This is a genomic window from Anaerosporobacter sp., assembly GCF_031551385.1.
GTDB lineage: Bacteria > Bacillota > Clostridia > Lachnospirales > Lachnospiraceae > Anaerosporobacter.
Genome location: NZ_JAVBNS010000084.1, coordinates 1 through 20987, shown reverse-complemented (window position 1 = coordinate 20987; position 20987 = coordinate 1). Strand labels below are relative to the sequence as shown.

Sequence of the window (20987 nt, the reverse complement as noted above, 5' to 3'; positions counted from 1 at the left end):
CTGTTGAAAAAACACCTCCCCCATTCGATATATTCGTAGTATTGTTTTCAATTGTTCCCCCGCTCATTATAAACGTACCACCATCTGAAGAGACACCTCCCCCACTTGATGACAGCGACGAATTGGCATTATTCTTAATCGTTCCTCCGTTCATTATGAATGTTCCATTGCTGCCTATGTAAATACCTCCGCCTCCATTATGAGAGGTATTATCTTCAATAGAACCCCCCCTCATTGTAAGTTTTCCTCCAGATGCTATCGTGACTCCTCCTCCAGAATTTCCAGGTTTACAATTTTTAATTATCGTTCCCTCTTCAATCGTTACATCTCCCATAATAGTAAGTCCTTTTCCTGATGCTTCTCCAACACCTTGGTTTCCATCTAAGATGATGTCTTGAAAAACCACCTTTGCACCTGCAAGTATCTTAATAATAGCGCTGTTACCTGCCGCCTTTGTTTGTTTAATTGCACATTTTAAACCATCTTCACTTTTAATTGTAAGTGTCTTGCCTTTGCTGTTAGCATTGACCAAAAGTCCATAGGTATCTGTAAGTTCTTCTATATCAATTGAGTCATGAAGCTCAATTATAACATCAACATTACTACTTGCATAATTAGCAATCTCCGTTTTAAGCGCTTCAAAAGTACTTACTTTTTTTATCGTTTCCCCCTCTGCCTTTGCTATTGTCGGTAACGTCACCATTGGTAGTAAGGTCACCACTAGTATCACCGCTAGTAAAATACTAAATATTCTTTTTGATTTTTTTGTTTTTTGCATATGTTCTTCCTCCTTTGAATTTCCTTAAATATTTTTATTTAATTCCAACCGCACAAATCTCACACAATACAATACCGCAAATGCTCCATATCCTCCCCCTTCTCCTACTGATTTCGCACTTTGGAAATCGAACAATATCTCTATGCCTATACTCTCATATATACTATTATAACAACCCCATGACAAACTGAGGACAAATCGAAAGCCCGATTTTATTCATAAATCGGGCTTTTTTTTAATAATTTTTATATTTTTTTTGCTATCTTAAATTTTCCACTCTAAAACCTGCTAAATCAATATAATAAATCTCCAATTATGACTGTATTATTTTTTATTAAATTGAACTAAAATCTGATTAGGTTGTAACTTGAAGAACATAGTCTTGAATCGTTACATGAAACTAAACTAGGAGGTATTACTTATGTCATCCAAAAATCTAAAGGCTGCTGCAGTATTCAGCAATCATATGGTTTTGCAACGAGAAAAAAACATCTGTATATGGGGAACTTACACATCAGAATCAACTAGCAATACAATTACTATAGAGCTTGCAACAAGTAAAGCAAAAGCAACTATCAAAGATGGTACATGGTCTGCTGAACTTCCACCAATGCAAGCTGGTGGCCCATACACAATGACTATCACCGATGGTACAGAAACAATTACTTATCATGATATTATGATTGGCGAAGTCTGGTTAGCTGGTGGACAATCTAATATGGAATTGAAGCTTCAAGATAGCAAAAACGGTAAAGATGTTGTCGCATCTGTTGACCCAGCTTTAGCAAGTAAAATCCGATTCTATAATGTCCCTCAGCAAAGCTACTTCTCGGACGATTACTATAATATAGAAGAAGCAACTTCTTGGGAACTATGTACACCAGAAACATGTGGAACTTGGTCTGCTGTTGCATATTACTTTGAGAAAAATCTTGCCACAACATTAGATGTAACTGTCGGTATCATTGGATGTAACTGGGGTGGTACATCTGCTTCTGTATGGACAAGCAAAGAATATTTAGAAAGAGATATCGACGCTAAAACGTATCTTGATGAATATGAACAAGAGTATGCTCAATTCAATAGTTATGAAGACTATTGTGCTGCTGTAGAGGAATATGATGCATGGTATGCTGTTTGGCAAAAGAAAGTAGATGCGTTATATACTGAAAATCCTGATATTCTTTGGTCGAAAGTTCAGGAAATCGCTGGTATGAATCGTTATCCCGGACCAAACGGCCCGAAAGCATTTTTTAGACCATCAGGTCTATATGAAACTATGCTTTCACGCGTTTCACCATATACATTACGTGGTTTTATCTACTATCAAGGGGAACAAGATGATTGCAAACCCACAATCTACGGTAAGATGCTTCGTATGCTAATTTCTCAATGGAGAAATGATTGGCATGATGACACTCTACCTTTCCTTCTTGTTCAACTTCCAATGTTTATTAATAGAGAGGAAGAAGATAGAAAACATTGGCCACAAATCCGCGAACAGCAGATGATTACCCATCAAACTGTTAAAAATACAGGAATCGCTGTTATCCTTGACCTTGGTGAATTCAATAATATTCACCCACTTGAAAAAGAAGAGGTTGGAAGACGTCTTGCTCTTCAAGCCTTCTATCATGTATACGGTATGGAGGTGTCTTCTTACGGACCAATTTATAAAAACCGTGTTATTCATGATAATACCATCGAACTATATTTTGAACACGCTAATGATGGATTCTTAGTAAAAGGAGATTCTATTATTGGGTTTGAAATTGCTAACGAGAACAAAGAGTTTGTCCCTGCAATCGCCACAATTGAAGGGAATCGTATCTTTGTTACCTCAGAGCAAGTTGCAGAACCAAAGTATGTTCGCTACAACTGGACAAACTACGGCCCTGTTACCCTATTCGGTAAAAACGGAATCCCAATGTCAACGTTCCGTACTGACCGAAACGCTTAATTGTCCCCCTCTCGTTCCCTTTATATATAATTTTTTATTCTATAATTAATTGAAAAGAAGTCGTTATGCCAAGAATGAACTTAGGCTTAACGACTTCTTTTTATTATGGATGTTAATTTAGATATCAACGATTATAAATATGATTAATAATAAATACTAGGTGATGTTTATTCAACACCTCAACCAACAAACAAATAAACAGCAAAGATAATATCCGCTAATGCAAGAAACACAAAACCTCGTAACTTATACATTCGCATATGAAAATCCGTTGGCGTTAAGTTATCATATGCAATAAAGGAAAGACTATGTTCGATATCCCACATAAAATCCGGATTAATCGCTTGCAAAACAGATATCACTATTAAGACTACAAATACTAATAGAAAAAACTCAAATCTACCTTGTACAATAATCGTAACAAACAAGCCTAAGCCTATTAATGTAAGAAGTGCACATATTGTAAGTTCTATTGTTCTTTTTCTACTCTGCTTCTTTACAATAACTTCTCTCTGCTCGTCTTCCTTTTGAATATAGCTTTTCTTCTCTTCCATAGACATCTCATGTAGTTTACCTCCACACGATAAGCAAACATTTCCACTAGAAGTTGTAACTTCTCCACATTCTCTACATCTCTTCATACACAGCAACCTCCTTCTCTAAATTTCATAATCAATAATACATTTGATTTGTGTACATACTTATAACATATATCATTCTTAATCACTGTCTTACATCGCCATTTCTTATCTATAGTATATGTCCCCATCCTATTAGAATCAATCATATTCGCATTAGAATTTCATTATACTTACTATAAACGATGCGCTTATACTAAAATTCAAAGCAATGGAATCTAGCTCATTTAAAATTTTGTAAATTCCCTATTGCGTTTTTAAATTATAGGTGTTATATTAGTTATAGAACAAACAAGGAATTATCCTTTGTAATAAAAAAAGGAGGAATCATTATGAATATAAACAAATTTACTCAAAAATCAGTAGAAGCAGTTCAAAACTGCGAAAAACTCGCTTATGAATATGGACATCAAGAAATTGATCAAGAACATTTTCTATATAGTTTAATTACCATCGAAGACAGTTTAATAAGAAAACTACTCGAAAAGATGGATATCAACACCGATGTTTTTCAAGCAGGGGTTAGAGGACTTCTTGAGAAAAGACCAAAAGTCAGCGGAGACATTAAAGTCTATATCAGCAATGGATTAAACAAAGTATTAATCTATGCGGAGAATGAAGCAAAAGCTATGGGTGACGAATATGTTTCCGTGGAGCATCTGTTTCTTAGTTTATTAAAGCAACCAAATCGCGAGATTAAAGGTCTATTTAGTGATTTTCGTATTACACACGAGGACTTTCTTCAAGCACTCGCAACTGTACGTGGTAATACAAGAGTTACAAGCGATACACCAGAGGATACCTATGACACACTTAACAAATATGGCTATGACCTAGTAGAACGTGCCAGAGAGCAAAAATTAGACCCTGTAATCGGTCGTGACACAGAAATTCGTAATGTCATTCGTATCTTATCACGTAAATCAAAAAACAACCCTGTATTAATTGGTGAACCTGGTGTTGGTAAAACAGCCGTTGTTGAAGGATTAGCAACACGTATTGTACGAGGCGATGTCCCTCAATCATTGAAGAACAAACGCCTATTTGCACTTGATATGGGCTCTTTAGTCGCAGGTGCAAAATACCGTGGTGAGTTTGAAGAACGTTTGAAAGCTGTTCTTGAAGAGGTTAAGAATAGCGATGGACAGATTATTCTATTCATTGATGAACTTCATACTATTGTTGGAGCTGGTAAAACAGAAGGTTCTATGGATGCTGGCAATATGTTGAAGCCTATGCTTGCAAGGGGTGAGCTCCATTGTATCGGTGCTACCACTCTTAACGAATATCGTATGTATATTGAAAAAGATGCGGCACTTGAACGACGTTTCCAACCTGTTATGGTAGAAGAGCCAACTGTAGAAGATACCATCTCTATATTAAGAGGTTTAAAAGAACGCTATGAAGTATTTCATGGTGTTAAAATCACAGATGCGGCACTCGTATCTGCTGCCACATTAGCAGATCGTTATATTACTGACCGTTTCTTACCTGATAAGGCAATTGACCTTGTCGATGAGGCTTGTGCTTTAATAAAAACTGAGCTTGACTCTCTTCCAACAGAACTTGATGATATTCAAAGACGTATTATGCAAATGGAAATCGAGGAAGCAGCACTAAAAAAGGAAACAGACAGACTAAGTATGGAACGTCTTGATACTTTACAGAAAGATTTAGCTGAATTACGTGAAACATTTGCTAACCAGAAGGCAGTCTGGGATAATGAAAAAGCTTCTGTTGAGAAAGTTCAGAAAGTAAAAGAAGAATTAGAATCCTTAAAGAATGAAATTGAAATCGCCAAGCGTAACTATGATTTAAATCGTGCTGCTGAACTTCAATACGGCAGACTTCCTGCACTTGAGAAACAACTAGAGGAAGAAGAAAACCGAGTAAAATCACAAGAGCACACTCTTATCCATGAAAATGTATCCGATGAAGAGATTTCACGTATTGTTTCCAGATGGACAGGAATTCCTGTTTCCAAACTTACGGAAAGTGAACGTAATAAAACACTTCATCTTGATGAAGAACTTCATAAAAGAGTCGTTGGGCAAGACGAAGGTGTTACAAAGGTTACAGAAGCCATCTTACGTTCTAAAGCTGGAATTAAAGACCCTGCTAAACCAATTGGCTCATTCCTGTTTCTTGGACCTACTGGTGTTGGTAAAACAGAACTTGCAAAAGCCCTCGCTGCTTCTCTATTCGATAATGAGCAGAACATGGTTCGTATTGATATGAGTGAGTACATGGAGAAATACTCTGTATCTCGATTAATTGGAGCACCTCCTGGATATGTTGGATATGACGAAGGTGGCCAATTAACGGAAGCTGTTCGACGTAAACCTTACTCTGTTGTTTTATTTGATGAAATTGAAAAGGCTCATCCAGATGTATTTAACGTGTTATTGCAAGTACTAGATGATGGTAGAATTACTGATTCACAAGGTCGTACTGTAGATTTCAAGAATACAATTATTATCTTAACATCGAATATCGGTTCTAGCTATCTGTTAGAAGGTATTGATGCAAACGGTGATATTAACCCACAAAATGCAGCTATGGTTATGGAAGAGTTACGAGCACATTTCCGCCCAGAATTCCTTAATCGACTTGATGAAACAATTATGTTTAAGCCACTTACGAAAAGTAACATTCGTAATATTATTGACTTATTAATCAAAGACCTTAATAAGCGTCTTGAAGATAAAGAACTTCATCTTGAGCTAACAGAAGCTGCTATTAACTTCATAACAGAAGAGGCTTATGACCCTCTATATGGTGCTAGACCATTAAAACGTTACCTACAAAAATATGTTGAAACCCTTACTGCTAAATTAATTCTTAGTGATGCTGTTCATCAAACAGATACGATTATTATTGATGTTGGGGACGGTGAACTAACGGCTCGAAGAAAATGTTAAGCCGCTACACCTCAGTAGCAACGCGTTTTATTAAATTCTAGGAGATACATTCCTTACAATTCAAAAGACAGATTAGAAATCCTTATACATACTGGATTTCTAATCTGTCTTTTTGGTTAAACCGTATTCCTTCTCTAAGGTGTGTCGGAAGATGCATCGCACTGTCTTACACCTTGGTTTCCCATATATTCTTCATAGGTTCGTTGTAACTCCACGTAGACATCACGTCCTGTTTTTCCCTCAACACTATCGACACGTAGTAAAACAGGCGGAAATTTGTTTGCCAAGTTACTTTGTATCGCTTTTTGCTTAACTTGCGGAAGCGTCTCTAATAATGCATTCACATCTGTCAGATAGATTCCAATTGATTCTTTCCCTAACGTCTTCCCCATTACGATTTCCTGAATATCCTCATAAGCAATAAATCCTACCGAGGTGGACGTTGATGTATCTTCTATACCATTTTCCTGAATAACAAACAAGGGTTTTCTCTTTATAACTCTTCCAAACTGGACAAGCGTACATAATCCAAAAAAGAAACTGCCTACCCCTCCCATAATATCGAATAACGTATTCTCATCTACAATTCCCATATATAATAGAATGCCTGATGCCACTGTCATAAAACATGCTTGTCCAAGCAGTTTATGTGCCTGCTTTTTGTTTTCATATATAGTAAGACGATTCATCTCTTCACCTGCGCTTCCTAGTTCTTCTACCAACTGACTATTGTTGTACATTTCATTATTTTATCACATAAATGCCACATTTCATAGATATAGTTAATATGTAATATTATACCAAGGTAAATATTAGTTGCTGTTTACACCAATCTTTACAGTAACAGACTCCTTCCATTTTATGCACAACCTAATAATTTGGACAAAAATGTCGATAATTACTATAGCAAACAACAATACAAACAACAAAGAAAGGACTACTATATATGAAACTAAAAAAACTATGCAGGAGTACATTGCTCTGCCTTAGTCTAATCGCAAGTGCAATCCCTTATACTAACTTCTCTGTTTCACATGCTCAAATGACAGAAAACACTTCCTCTACTGAGGACACTTCAACTGATACCAACGAGTATGTCAATCGAGAAATCATCGTAACATACAAGGAATCCGTTTCCTCTGAGCAAACATATCATGCACTATCAAACGACAAGTCAGCTAGAATTGAAGAAATTGAGGAAAATCAATATCTTGTAACTGCCAAGGATGATGCTACATTGAAAAAGAAACTGGAGGAATACATTTCTGATCCGAATGTAGAAGCAATTCAGCCAAACTATACCTATTACCCACTTGGACAGACAGATGAACCCGACTACAATAAGCAATGGTGGTTACATAATGATGGAACGTTTACATATAACTCCTACTTTGACTATCCCATTGATACTACAAGTCTCAAATACTCTAATTTTGCTAAATATGACGTTACTGCTACGCAAGGCATCGACATCAATGTTGAGTCTGCATGGCCGTTATTATCAAATGGTCGTCCTGTAATAATCGCACTTATTGATTCAGGTGTTGAACTTACGCACCCTGATTTAAAAGATGCATTTTATACAAACACAGCAGAAATCCCTGGAGATGGCATTGATAATGATAAAAATGGTTATATCGACGATGTAAACGGCTGGAATTTTGTCGAGGGAAACAATGATGTAACAGACTATGAAAGTCTGAGAACAGAGAATGATCATGGTACACATTGTGCTGGAATTATTGGTGCGGGGGTAAATAATACTGGTATCGCTGGAGTCGCTTCTAACACAAACATTAAAATCCTACCTGTTAAAGTATTAGGTGGAAAAAATGGTGGTGGTTCAACGCTTAGTATCATTGCTGCTATCCGATATGCCGAATCCATGGGTGCACAGATTTGTAATTTAAGTCTTGGCTATCAAGCTTCGCAAAATGAAACTTTTGCCGATTCCCTTTTAAAAGATACGATATCGAATTCCAAGATGACTTTTGTTATCTCCGCCGGTAATGGCGACAAGAATTACCATGCACTTGATAATGACATTACGCCTACCTACCCAGCTTCCTACGATTGCGATAATATTATATCTGTGGCAAACCTTACTTGTGCAGGAACATTGAATTCCTCTTCCAATTATGGTACGAAAACCGTAGATATTGCAGCTCCTGGTACTTGTATCTATAGCACAGTAACAAACAACGACTACGAATATTACTCAGGAACTTCCATGAGTGCCCCTATGGTGTCCGCTGCCCTTGCTGAGGTCTACTCTTATCACACCGATCTTTCTATGTTGCAAGCCTCAAAAGTGTTACTTGCTACAGCAAGACCATTATCTTCCTTGAGTAACAAAGTATCTACAGGTGGTATGGTAGACGTGTATAGCGCATTAACTTGTGACCCAAGTACAATACTGACAGATACTACTGCACCAACTATAAATAGTAAGATAAATGATGATATCTCTAATACTTATAAGAAAAATCTAGTTTTAACAATAAACGATCCTGAATGGCACTTTTCAAAAGCATGTTATGCAGAAGGAGAACACGATATTTCCTACTTTGCATTTGGTACAAAGGGTACAAAATTAACTCTTTCGAATGGAAAGGCAACCATTTCAAAGATTGCATCAAGTACTACCTATACGATTTATGCAAGAGATAGCTTTGGCAATGAATCCGTACTCATTGTTCCTGTAGCCGTTACAGTTCCAAAAAAAGTTACACTCTCAAGCACGAGTAAAACACTTAAAGTAGGTAAAACATTTACACTAAAAGCTAGTGCTAATGTAAAATGCTCTATCAAATTTACCACTTCCAATTCATCTATCGCCAAAGTTAATTCCAAAGGTGTTGTAACAGCTAAAAAGAAAGGTACTTGTAAGATAACAGCTACTACCGAAAATGGCATTAAATCAACCTGTAAAGTTACGGTAAAGAAATAAATCTATAAATAATTACATACGCACGATATTAACCGAATCTACTTATATTTTGAACAAATTATTATTATATAAGTAAGATTCGGTTTTCAATTGTTTACAAATATATTAAAATATGCTATATTAGAGCCACAGTATTTATAGTCCAAAAGTCCTATTTCGCAAATAATTGAGGTGCAATCATGAAGAAAATATCTATCATGTCAATTGCCGTAATTTTTATGACAATGATCTTGATAATTTTTACAACTTTTATTACCGTAGTATATGACCAATCCATTTCAAAGGAGTTAGATAATTATAGCATTAATATAGATCATGATTTTATTCGTGTCGTCTTTATTTTGGAATGTCTAATTTTATTTGTACAGATTTGTTACTATATTATTAATTCACAAATGAATGCTAAACTATTAATCGAAAAAGAAAAGTATACTACTATTTTGAAACACACGCATGGTGTCTTATGGGAATACGATATTAAGACCGATATACTAAAAAAATCAAATAAAGATAATGGTCTTCACTTAGGCTCTGACCATATCACACATTACTTGTCCCAATCCTTCAAAGATGATATTATTCATCCCGATGACAAGAACACATACGAAGAATTCTGTAATCATTTGAAATCAGGCAAAAAGGAAATCCATACTATGTTTCGCTCCCAAGATGTCTCAGGTGAATATGTTTGGTTTGAAATTGTTGGTGTCACATTATATAGAAACAATGTACCTATCACGGTTATTGGCACAACAACTAATATTGACAAACAGCAAAAAGAATATGAACTATTAAAGCAACATGCAGAGGAAGATCCCTTGACTAAGCTCTATAATCGTGCCACTGCAGAAGCTAAGATAAATTCCATTATTGAAAATTCTGATTCTCATCACATTCATGCCTTCTGTATGATTGATATTGATGATTTCAAGTCTCTTAATGATAACTTAGGGCATACATTTGGCGATACCGTTCTAATTGAATTCAGTTCAAAGTTAGATGCCCTTTTAGCCCCTAACGATTTTGCTTTTCGTATTGGTGGAGATGAATTTGCTGTCTTCCTAAATGATATTCCATCCGTAGATTATGCGCAGAATGTATCCAAACAAATCTGCTCTATATTCAATAATTTACTTGTAGAAGAAGAACGATCTTGTGATATCTCTGGTAGCCTTGGAATCTCTCTTTATCCAAATCATGGATCTACTTTTGAAGAACTCTTTGCACTGGCTGATGTTGCCCTATACCATTCCAAAGGGTTAGGCAAAGATTGCTATAGCTTATACTCTAATGTAACAATGGGCTAAACTAGAAAAAGAGCTGTATTCGGTTTGAAATTGAACCGAATACAGCTCTTTTACGAAATCATGCCATAATATCTTTCTTACTATATTGAATATATGCTACCACAACGCCTATGACGCCTAAGATAATACCTATTACTAGATATTGTGTGTCAATCTTACCTGTCGCAAATATTTCTGATGCTTCTGTATAGCTGAATGGCGTAATGTACTTTGCTACTTTTGCATTCTCACTAATATTAGCAACAATATTTAAAAAATAAAACATTGCAGCGATACCTAGCCCAATACCTAAACTACCTTTTCTAATAAATGCTGAAATTCCATAGCAAATCCCCACAATCTCTAACTGCAATATATAGTTTGCCAACTGATACGTCACAAAATCTCCCCATGTAACCTTTTCTCCTAGTATTATGATACCGAGAAAAGTAAACACAAAAAATACAATATTAAATATTGCAAGCTGTGTCGCAATTGCAATTAATTTTTCTGTAATCACGCGTACACGACTGATTGGATGTGCTAGTAGAAATTCTGCTGTTCGATTTCCCTCTTCCTTACTAAGCATATTAACTGCCAATAACGCTGCTAAGAAAGAACCTCCAAGCCCTAATATATTGCCACATTCAATTCCGTAAAAGCCTGTTAATGTCCCCATACTCATCTGATCCATTCCAAAGGCTTTCGTGAAATCCCCCATTGACGCAAACATTTCATCCAACTCTCCCATACTTGTTTTCATCTCAGAAAATAATAGTAGGCAGACAAAACTCAGTAGGCCAACAGCAAGTGTCCATATAATTAACGTTTTACTATTTTGCTTCATTTCATGTTTAAATATAGTCATCAGCGATTCTCCCCATTCTCATAATAATGCATAAACATCTCTTCTAAATCTGGCTCTGTAATTCGGATATCTTCTATTGTTAACTGACTAATAATCTGCATCACTTCATTCATATCACCAGTATATAAAAACTCTATATTTTGCCCATTACAATGTACATCTTTAATTCCTTTTAATAACGGATCTAAAATAGCCCTATCAATGTTTTCCTTACCTATGATATTAATTCTTCTTGCATTCGTCTTTGACAATGCTTCTACCGTATCACTCACAATAATCTTACCTTCTCGTATAATCGCCGCTCTCGTGCAATAATGTTGAATCTCTGAGAGTATATGCGATGATAGGAAAAGTGTAGCTCCTTGTTTATGCTTCTCTTTTAATAATGCAAAAAACTCTTTCTGCATCAGAGGGTCTAAACCACTCGTAGGCTCATCTAATATATATAAGTTAGGATTATGCTGCATCGCACATACGATTGATACCTTCTTACGATTTCCTAATGATAATTCCTCTACTCTCTTCTTCTTATCAAGTTGAAGTCTATCACATAGTATATCTGCTTCCTTGCTACAATCTATCTTTTGTAAATCAGCTGAATACTTAATAAGCTCTCCAACACGCATTCCATTGTAAAACATAGCTTCCGATGGCATATAACCAATTCTACTAAGTATCTTTGTACGGTCTGTTTTCACATCTAAATCAAATATACGTGCTGTTCCTGATGTAGGTGTAATAAGTCCTAACAATGACCGAATTGTTGTACTTTTCCCTGCACCATTCGGCCCAATAAATCCGAATATCTCCCCTTCTTCTACTGTCAGATTTACATCTGTGATTCCCCTTGCTTTTCCGTAGAATTTAGTTAAATTCGTTGTTTCAATACATTTTGCCATGTTGTTCCCCCTTTTGTTTTACTGCCACCACATGAAATTCTCAGTCATGATTGTTTCTTCTTTATTATACCACGGCATTAAAAAAAGCCCTATTCATTTTCTATTAGAAATCTATTAGAAAGGTTAGAGCTTCCCATAAGAGAGGCGACAAGCAGATTTAAACTGGTATTTAAAGTCCCCAAATGAAGCTGTTGCAAAGCAAGTTTAAGTACAATATACAGATATATTTTGTTAATATACCTGTATATTGTAGAAAAATCTTATTTTGCAACAACTCCATTTTTTAGTGTTTTATGCTTTACTTGACAATTTTTATTATTGCCACCACATAAAATCTTCAACAATAATCTCCTCTTCCTCCTGTATTTGCTTTTCTGTAGTTCCCTTTTTTTCCTTTAATTTTCCACCACACTTTTTACATCTTCTTTGCTCGTCTTCATATTCTAATTTACACTTATCACAGTACTTCATTCATGCATTCACCTCACATTTTGCTAAAAATATATATGGATAGTAATGATATTAAAAAAGCCACTGAAAAAGCTACTACCTTTTTCTTAACATTAGAACTCTTCATTGTTATACCTCCTGCTGTAGTATGGCACTATTTGAAAATACATAATTAATATCTTCTTTAACTAAATCATAAAGCTTTGCAGAACAAGTTGCCGTCAAAGAATATACTTTGTTATCCAAATAATATATTTTCTGTACAAACACCATTTCTTCACCATTACACTGTCCCGAATATAACATATAACTTTCTTTATCCTGTACAATTCTTTTTTTCATATTAAATTGATACAAAAATTTTCTTATTTCTTTTTCTGTATTGTATACAATTTGCCTTATATTAATTCCTCGCACATTCGGATAATACATTAAATTAATACTTGGTTTTCCAATAGTCTCATCATTACACAAATTTTGAAAAAAAGCATCTTCCATTATTAAAGCAAATACATATTCACTTTGGTTTAATATTGTTTCTCCCCAACACTCACCATATTCTATTGCTATCCCAATTTCATTATTTTTATATGATTGACTCATTCTTATGCTCCTCTTATAACAATCTTCTCTTTTTTTATTCGTTTTATTGCAAATGCCGATAGAGCAAACAATAAAATTCCTAATGCTACCGATATAACTATGAGATATTTAGGCAAGAAAACTTTAACTAATTGCATAGATATATTCCAGATTCCCAAATAGGATATGATTGGAAATATCATGCTAAAAATATTCATATTCTCGAAATACCAATAACAAATTGAAACTAATGCCAATACTGCATAACATAATATAGGAAGTGTAATAAAGGTAAGTATGCCTGATGTCAAATTAAATGTTATATTTATATTAAAATACAACTTTACAAATATTATATGGCTGAGGATAGTTAACCAACATGTCACTTGAGTAACAATGACCGTTACAAGCATTTTTGCACTCCAAATCTGCATAATATCCATTCCATGAGCAAGCATTACCTGTATTGTTTTATTCTTTCTTTCTTCATATATAAATCTGTTTATCAATGTATGTCCTACAAACATAATGACAATAACAACAAGATAGATAAGCATAGAACCCATTTGAATAGAAATTATATTACTGTCATAATCTTTCATTTGCTTTACTACTTCGTTATCCGTCATAAATTGAATCATATTAGATGTAATTATACTTAAAAATATAATAAATTTCATAGACAAAAGAACTTCCATAAATTCCTTATTCACAAATGCTACAAAACATTTTCTACCCTTCTTCACTTTTTCACCACCTTTAAGTATTTGTTTGTTAAGGAATCTCCCTCTCTCTCTTTAAAAGTCATAATTCCTTCATCAATTATAATTTTGCCTTCACGAATGACAATAATCCTTGTGGCAAGCTCCTCAATATCAGCCATAACATGGGATGTCAGCATAAAACTTGTGCTATATTCCTCTTGATAGTATCGAATTAATTGAATAATTTCTTCTCTGACTTCAATATCTATTCCATCAAATGGTTCATCTAAAAATACCATCTCTGGCTTTACTAGCAAAACTCTAGCTAAGGCTAACTTTCTCTTCATTCCTTTTGAAAAACATTTAACCTTTTTATCTATATCATTTTTTAACTGAAGTAATTCCATCATATTATCTAGTTCCTTCATGTCTATGCTCTTTCCACATGCATTTAAAAAGAATTCAAGGTTCTGCTTTGCTGTTAATCGTTCATACAGACCATTCACATCAAGAACTACCCCTATTCTTGATAGTAGCTTGGAATACTCTTTTGCAACATCACATCCCAAAACATCAACTTTTCCTTTATCAGGAGTCACTAATCCTGTAATAATATTAATCGTTGTTGTCTTTCCCGAACCATTGGGACCTAGATATCCTACGATTTCTCCCTTATCAATAGTAAAATTAACATCACTTACTGCCTGCTGGGAACCATATTGTTTAGTCAAATGTTCCACCTTAACAATATTCATATTCTTCCTCCCTATCTTTTTTCCATTGTCCTGTATGTATATCATAGTCACATACTATCTTTATTGCTTTAGGTTCAGTTTCTAACATTTCCTCTACTAAATAACAATCCGCACATGCAAATCTATTCTCACATGTTCCACAAACAGGCATCTTATTCTTACTATATCTCCAGTATCTTTCTTGAAGATTATCCTCCAATATCTTTCTTATCCCATCTTTTATGTGTCCTAATATCTTCCTACTATAAATACAAGGTTTGATATTACCCATACAATCAATCGCTAGCTTTCCATTCAAACATGTATTCATATTTCCTCTAAAAAAGAATGTCTCCATTGATACATTTTCAATTCTTCTTTCATCATGAAACTGCGATCTAATTTTTATATTTTTATTTTCTATAATCTCTGTAAATGAAATTTTATATGGTCTATGTTTAGAAAAGATTCCCTTTAGAACTTCACATTCTAACTCTCCATCTGATAATAAAATAATATTAAGAGCATAGTTTATTCCTTTTTGCTCCATTATATCCAAACAATCATATATATCGTTTCTTTTATTAAAATCTAATATGTCTGTTTCAATAATACTAATAACCAAATTAATATTGTTTTCTTCTATATAATCCAAGTTCTTCTCTGCTATTTCAAAAGCACCTGTAATAACTTCCATTTGAGGTTTCCAGCCATTACTGTAAACACTCATAATATTCTTAATTTCTTCAATAGTTTTATCTATGTTATTAACCCTAAAAGAGATTTCCTCAATGTGTATCTCTATGATATCTTTTAATGCATTTTTTATGTCTTGGCTACTATCATAATCAGATATTTTACTTTGAGATGGAAGTGACGAATTGCAACCTTGGAAAAGCAAATAATAGGGTTCTATCTCCATTTTATCTTTACTTTGAATCTCAAGAGCTAACTGATTTATAACACAAGGATTCTCTATATATCCCCTTAAATCAAAAGGCATATATGGTAAATAAGGCTCATTATACACATCTCCTTCATAAATATTACCCATTGCATTTGTAAGCAAATATTGAATTATTTTCTCAACTATTGTATAACTAAACGTTTCACAAACTACTTCTATTGGATTAGATATTAATTCATTAATAATAGCACTTTCTTCTTCTCCTAACATAATTGTCCTTTTTTCACCCAAAAAGTACAATGTGCTTTTTACCTTACCTTCTGAAATTCGTACATCTGGATAAAACTTAAAATAGCTCATTACTTTTCCTCCTTATGTGTTTTTACACTCGAAAAATAAAACTCTCTGTCAGTGCAATCTCTGCTTCTGCAAATGCGTCTGGATTAGATTCCAGTATAGAATATACTATTTGAAACTTCTTTTTCTGCTCATTTACCCACTTTTCACAAAAGTCTTTTTCTTTTTTAAAACATCCATCTGAATTTGTATATGCATAGCATAAAGGACAATTTCTATAAGCTATACAGTCATTACACTCTGATACAATATCATGATTGTATTGGTTAATCACTTCTGATATTTTTGAATAGTCTAATCCTTCTTCCACATTCCCTAAAGGAAAGCAGTAATTAATTCTTTCACATAAATCTAAAGTCCCATCAACACGAACACTTATCTTCATACCTGGAAGGCAGGTATTTGTATATGGAGTAACACTCGCCTTTTTATCTAAATGTCTAGTTCTTAGTATTACTGGAATTAAGCGCGACTCTATCATCATTTGCGTATAATTATCCATTTTTTCTTTTCTTTGTCTTTTTTCAATATATGTCTCTAATAATTTATTATATTCCTCTTGAAATATCTTGTAATCGGATTCATCAAACCGATCATAATAATTTGTATTTGTTGAGGATACCTCATTGGTAAATAAAATTCTTGGTATCTTTTTTTCATTAAAAAACTTTAGATTATCATTTAAATCTGTTTTTACATCATAAACAGATATTAATCCAATATTTAAATAGTCCTTATGTCTTTCTGAAAAGCTTGACAATCTTTGTATTACCTTTTCATAGGTTCCCTTTTGGCCTGCAAGTACTCTGTTCCTATTATGGTTCTTCTCACTTCCATCCAAACTTACAGCAACATGAAAATTATTTTCTACAATAAAGTCCCCTACTTCCTCCGTCATATGGTAGGCATTAGTTGTCATATTAAAAACGATCGGAACTGGCTTATTTTTATTAATATACTCCGTCAATTTCTTCACCAATTCAAATTCTAACAATGGCTCACCACCATAAAATGTAATTGCCGCTTTCTTATTTGGTATATATTCTTTTATTTTATGCAAATACTCAAAAAAGGTATCAATACCTTTAATTGCCACATCATAATCCATTTGCCTAGATGTTCTATTTCTTGTAAACTCATATTCCTCAGATAAATAACAATATTTACACCTGAAGTTACAATCTTCTGTTACATTTATCACCAGCATAAAAGTTAATCCATTATCAAATTCATGTTTAATCAGTTCTTCATTAGCCAATGGAATACTATCTTTACTCTCTTCTTTAAAAAAGCCGCCTATTTTTTCCCATCTCTGAACAAACTTAACCGTACTACAAACTTGCTCTTCATCATATTTATTCCTAAGCACTTCATACACTTCATCATAACCATAACTATTATTCAATAACTCCAAACATTCTGACATAATTTTATTATCTGGTATAACAACACTTGTATTAACATCAAATATATAATGATTATTATTTCGTGTATCAAATTGTTCAACAAACAAACTCTTCATAAGTTTACACCTCCAATTTACTCCTTCTCTATACAATTCCTAAATTAGAATCCTTCTGATATACAATTAAGGAAATGACTATAATAATCATTTCCTTAATTATACGCTTTGTAATTATATGTATTACAATTATGCGCCTGTAGCGATAGCTGTTCCTGAACCACCAAATGTTCCACCAATAGCACCTAATGCTGTTGCTGTAAATGCAGAAACAGCACAACCAGCTATACAACCACCTGCACATGCAAATGTACAAGCTACTCCTGAACAATCAACTGCCATATTAGTATCCTCCTTTCTCTGGTATGTTATTTTTATTTGAATATATGATTCAAATAAATCCGCTTTATTTAGAATATGCATACAAATTAAAGCCTTAACCTCTTAACTTATATCTCTTCTAATAAGCTTATCCATAATTTAGCATGTTAATTCGCAGTAAGCAACTCGTTTTACACCATCGTCTATATTTTTACATAAATGGTATATTTACATCTTGTTTATCCAAATATTCTTTTTAGCCATTCCCACAAATCAATTGAAGCTATATTCATTAACTTTCCCTCCTATTCTATATGTATTATATTAAAGTACAAATAAAAAAATAGACAAGATTACATGTATGACGTTTTTTTTACATAAACAACACTTTGTAATTTTGCCTATATGGTTTTTTATTTTTATCATGGCTTAATTTTTATCAAAAAAGTTACTATACTGTTACTTTTACTGTATACCAACCATCATCTGAAATATTCTCAATTGTTCCATAGTAATATTCAATAACTTTATTTACATTTTTTATTCCTATTCCATGATTCACCTTATCTTCTTTTGTAGATATAATTTTTTTATTTTTTATTAGTAGATTTTTTTCATCAAATGTATTTTTTATATATATATAAATTCTTTTATCATCTTGTATCACTCGAACTACAATTTTCCTATTCTTCTTATTTTCTATCTTTTCACATGCTTCAATTGCATTCATAAGCAAATTAAAAAAAATTATACACAAATCAAATATATTCCATTTATCTTCAACTGCAAATTGAATTTCACATACTATATCAATTTCCTTCCTTTTTGCTCTTTCAATTAATTCAGAAAGTAACCCATCCATCATAGTATTACCTGTATATTTATATATTGATTCTACTTCAGAATAGTCTCCAATTTTTCTCACATAATTCTCTAATACATTATCTTTGTTCTCCTTTGCATGTGCAAGTAATGCAATTACATGCGCTTTTAAATCATGACGAAATTTTCTAATATTTTCATCTCTTTCTGCAATCATATACATATACTCTTGTTGTATTCTTATTAAACTTGCATACTCCTCCTTTTTTTCTCTTTCTTCCATTTCTTTTCTCAATGTAATGGCATGCCACGCAAACAAAACAAAGAATAATAAGAAAACAGAAAAAATAGCTATAACTAGTACACACACTAAATTAGTAGGAATATATCTGAGTTCTTCATAACATTGGATACAGCCTATTACAAGTGCTAATGCCAGTAATCCCCCTAACAAAAACACATACTGAATACCACCTATTTTAGATTCCCATAAAATCTTGTTTCTTTTCTTTATATAATAGATGGATAATAAAACCATAATGCATGTCATTTCGGACGCTATAATTAAACTGCTTGAAGTTAATAGCTGCATTTGCGTTATTCCAAATAGTGTAGCAATCAAATAAGATCCTACTACATTTATAAGTGAAGTGCCAATATAAATAATTGGAAATATAAATACATTTTTTATTAATATTCTATTAACTAGCAGTAAAGGAATAGAAAAACCAGCAATCAAAGTTACTACATCATAGGCTTTTGAATCTAAATACTCTAGAACAAATATTTGTATTGTAAACAGCAATAGTGCTAAAAGAACATAAGAAAGCTTGTTTTTCTTAAATTCAACATGAAAAACAACATAATATGCTAGCATAAAATTAATAAATTCAATAACTGTATAAATAACAACAAAAATCATGATAACATTCTCCTTTTCATCCTTCTTTTCACAAAATCATGATATGCTATTTTTATTTCATTACGATATTTTCTTCCTACTGGAATTGTTTCATGTACATAGTTTAATAAAATATTGTCTGCAATATAACTAATATATAATAAATTTACCATATAAGAATTATGTACGCGAATAATTGATGTACTTTCTAATCTTTTCTGCCAATTTTTTAAGCGCTCACTTGCTAAAAAATAGTCTTCCTTTGTTTTAACGTATACATAGTGCCCTTCTGCCTTTATGTAAATAATATTTTCTAATGTCTCTCTTCGCTCTCTTTCAAAAACACGGAATATAATTTCAAGATTTTCATTATTTTCTTCCATTACAGTAGATAACCATAATTCCAGTTTATTCTTATCTACTGGCTTTTTACTAAAACCTAATGTCTTTATACCAAATGCATCAAAAACAACTTCGTCATGGTTAGAAACAAAGACAATTTTCCAAACTGTGTCCTTACTTTCAAGATACTTTTTTACTTCTATTCCATTAATTCCTTCCATCTCAATATCTAGGAACAAAAGGTGAATCTCCTCACCTTCATATTCTACTACCTCTTCGCCTGAAGTAAATAATTTATATTCACACTCTATATTTTGCGGTTTAAAAATCGCATTACATTGTTCTTCAATTTGAATTCTATGACTCTTTACATCATCACATATTCCTATACGAATCATTTTATCCCTCCCATACATCTCTTAATCTATATAGGTCTTTAGTTTGACAGTTTTATTATATCATACTATCAATATATAAATTGTTTTTTCGTCTAACTAAAATATCGTTTTTTTTACATTTTTCAACATCAAATATCGTATTAACATATATTTTTATATAACAAAAAAAGCCCCAATCCCTTTAATTATAAAGGATTAGAGCTTCTCATAAGAGAGGCGACAACCAGATTTGAACTGGTGATCAGGGTGTTGCAGACCCATGCCTTACCACTTGGCTATGTCGCCATATTTAATTCTTTTACTTTACTATTATATTACATTAAGATAGATTTTATTCATCAATTTCAATCTAATATAATAAATGACTCCAAGGGGATTTGAACCCCTGTTACCGCCGTGAAAGGGCGGTGTCTTAACCGCTTGACCATGGAGCCGTACTTAATTTTAAACTCCCCGAGCGGGGCTCGAACCTGCAACACCACGGTTAACAGCCGTGTGCTCTACCATTGAGCTATCGAGGAATAATCAACTTCAGTCCACTTTGTGAACTTTCTTTTGATTGAAAGTATATATACCTTCAAAACTACACATTGAATTTAGACATTTCATTTGGTTAAGCCCTCGACCTATTAGTAACAGTCAACTACATGTGTTACCACACTTCCATCTCTGTCCTATCTACCTGATCGTCTTTCAGGGGTCTTACT

General features: G+C 33.3%; 17 protein-coding genes, 3 tRNA genes, 1 rRNA gene and 1 pseudogene. 4 read left to right on the top strand and 18 right to left on the bottom strand.

Annotated elements, in window-relative coordinates:
- Positions 1-778, bottom strand: a pseudogene (locus RMR19_RS08040) (hypothetical protein); the annotation flags it as partial.
- Between the two features lie 421 nt (positions 779-1199).
- On the opposite strand from RMR19_RS08040, the gene RMR19_RS08035 reads away from it, so the two are divergent.
- Positions 1200-2738, top strand: coding sequence for a sialate O-acetylesterase (locus tag RMR19_RS08035; RefSeq protein WP_310602975.1), 1539 nt, complete (start codon positions 1200-1202; stop codon positions 2736-2738).
- A 179-nt stretch (positions 2739-2917) separates the two neighbouring features.
- On the opposite strand, the gene RMR19_RS08030 is transcribed toward RMR19_RS08035, so the two are convergent.
- Positions 2918-3379, bottom strand: coding sequence for a hypothetical protein (locus RMR19_RS08030; RefSeq protein ID WP_310602974.1), 462 nt, complete (start codon positions 3377-3379; stop codon positions 2918-2920).
- Positions 3380-3708: 329 nt separating this feature from the next.
- Between RMR19_RS08030 and clpB the strand changes: the two genes are divergently transcribed.
- A complete protein-coding gene (clpB, locus tag RMR19_RS08025; protein ID WP_310602973.1) occupies positions 3709-6297 on the top strand; it encodes an ATP-dependent chaperone ClpB in 2589 nt (862 codons plus the stop codon).
- 134 nt (positions 6298-6431) lie between these two features.
- Here the strand turns inward: clpB and RMR19_RS08020 are convergent, their stop codons facing one another.
- Positions 6432-7037, bottom strand: a complete 606-nt coding sequence (locus RMR19_RS08020) for an STM3941 family protein (RefSeq protein WP_310602972.1) — start codon at positions 7035-7037, stop codon at positions 6432-6434.
- A gap of 206 nt (positions 7038-7243) precedes the next feature.
- On the opposite strand from RMR19_RS08020, the gene RMR19_RS08015 reads away from it, so the two are divergent.
- Positions 7244-9247: a S8 family serine peptidase gene (locus RMR19_RS08015; protein ID WP_310602971.1), complete on the top strand. Its 2004-nt coding sequence runs from the start codon at positions 7244-7246 to the stop codon at positions 9245-9247.
- Positions 9248-9426: 179 nt separating this feature from the next.
- Positions 9427-10554: a sensor domain-containing diguanylate cyclase gene (locus tag RMR19_RS08010; RefSeq protein ID WP_310602970.1), complete on the top strand. Its 1128-nt coding sequence runs from the start codon at positions 9427-9429 to the stop codon at positions 10552-10554.
- Between the two features lie 58 nt (positions 10555-10612).
- Here RMR19_RS08010 and RMR19_RS08005 read toward each other — a convergent pair whose 3' ends face one another.
- From RMR19_RS08005 to RMR19_RS07935, 15 genes are all read right to left on the bottom strand, one after another.
- Complete coding sequence (locus tag RMR19_RS08005) at positions 10613-11401, bottom strand: ABC transporter permease subunit (RefSeq protein WP_310602969.1); 789 nt, start codon at positions 11399-11401, stop codon at positions 10613-10615.
- Positions 11401-12300 (bottom strand): ABC transporter ATP-binding protein, encoded by a 900-nt coding sequence (locus RMR19_RS08000; RefSeq protein ID WP_310602968.1) that lies wholly within the window; start codon positions 12298-12300, stop codon positions 11401-11403. Before RMR19_RS08000 ends, RMR19_RS08005 begins: the two co-directional genes overlap by 1 nt.
- Before the next feature lie 315 nt (positions 12301-12615).
- On the bottom strand, positions 12616-12771 hold the full coding sequence (locus RMR19_RS07995; protein ID WP_310602967.1) for a hypothetical protein: 156 nt from the start codon (positions 12769-12771) through the stop codon (positions 12616-12618).
- A gap of 108 nt (positions 12772-12879) precedes the next feature.
- Complete coding sequence (locus RMR19_RS07990; RefSeq protein ID WP_310602966.1) at positions 12880-13353, bottom strand: hypothetical protein; 474 nt, start codon at positions 13351-13353, stop codon at positions 12880-12882.
- Positions 13354-13355: 2 nt separating this feature from the next.
- Positions 13356-14078, bottom strand: coding sequence for a hypothetical protein (locus tag RMR19_RS07985; RefSeq protein ID WP_310602965.1), 723 nt, complete (start codon positions 14076-14078; stop codon positions 13356-13358).
- Positions 14075-14791 (bottom strand): ABC transporter ATP-binding protein, encoded by a 717-nt coding sequence (locus RMR19_RS07980; RefSeq protein ID WP_310602964.1) that lies wholly within the window; start codon positions 14789-14791, stop codon positions 14075-14077. The genes RMR19_RS07985 and RMR19_RS07980 overlap by 4 nt, the downstream gene beginning before the upstream one ends.
- Positions 14778-15947, bottom strand: a complete 1170-nt coding sequence (locus RMR19_RS07975) for an SPASM domain-containing protein (protein WP_310602963.1) — start codon at positions 15945-15947, stop codon at positions 14778-14780. Before RMR19_RS07975 ends, RMR19_RS07980 begins: the two co-directional genes overlap by 14 nt.
- 112 nt (positions 15948-16059) lie before the next feature.
- Positions 16060-17556 carry a radical SAM protein gene (locus RMR19_RS07970; RefSeq protein ID WP_310602962.1) on the bottom strand — a complete coding sequence of 499 codons (1497 nt, stop codon included), beginning with the start codon at positions 17554-17556 and terminating at the stop codon, positions 16060-16062.
- Positions 17557-17685: 129 nt separating this feature from the next.
- Positions 17686-17838 (bottom strand): hypothetical protein, encoded by a 153-nt coding sequence (locus tag RMR19_RS07965; protein ID WP_310602961.1) that lies wholly within the window; start codon positions 17836-17838, stop codon positions 17686-17688.
- A gap of 430 nt (positions 17839-18268) precedes the next feature.
- Positions 18269-19561, bottom strand: coding sequence for a sensor histidine kinase (locus tag RMR19_RS07960; protein ID WP_310602960.1), 1293 nt, complete (start codon positions 19559-19561; stop codon positions 18269-18271).
- Complete coding sequence (locus RMR19_RS07955) at positions 19558-20280, bottom strand: LytR/AlgR family response regulator transcription factor (RefSeq protein ID WP_310602959.1); 723 nt, start codon at positions 20278-20280, stop codon at positions 19558-19560. The genes RMR19_RS07960 and RMR19_RS07955 overlap by 4 nt, the downstream gene beginning before the upstream one ends.
- A gap of 214 nt (positions 20281-20494) precedes the next feature.
- Positions 20495-20565: transfer RNA gene (locus tag RMR19_RS07950), tRNA-Cys, on the bottom strand.
- Positions 20566-20642: 77 nt separating this feature from the next.
- Positions 20643-20714 (bottom strand) — tRNA-Glu (locus tag RMR19_RS07945).
- 15 nt (positions 20715-20729) lie between these two features.
- Positions 20730-20801 (bottom strand) — tRNA-Asn (locus RMR19_RS07940).
- An 88-nt stretch (positions 20802-20889) separates the two neighbouring features.
- A 23S ribosomal RNA gene (locus RMR19_RS07935) occupies positions 20890-20987 on the bottom strand; the annotation flags it as partial.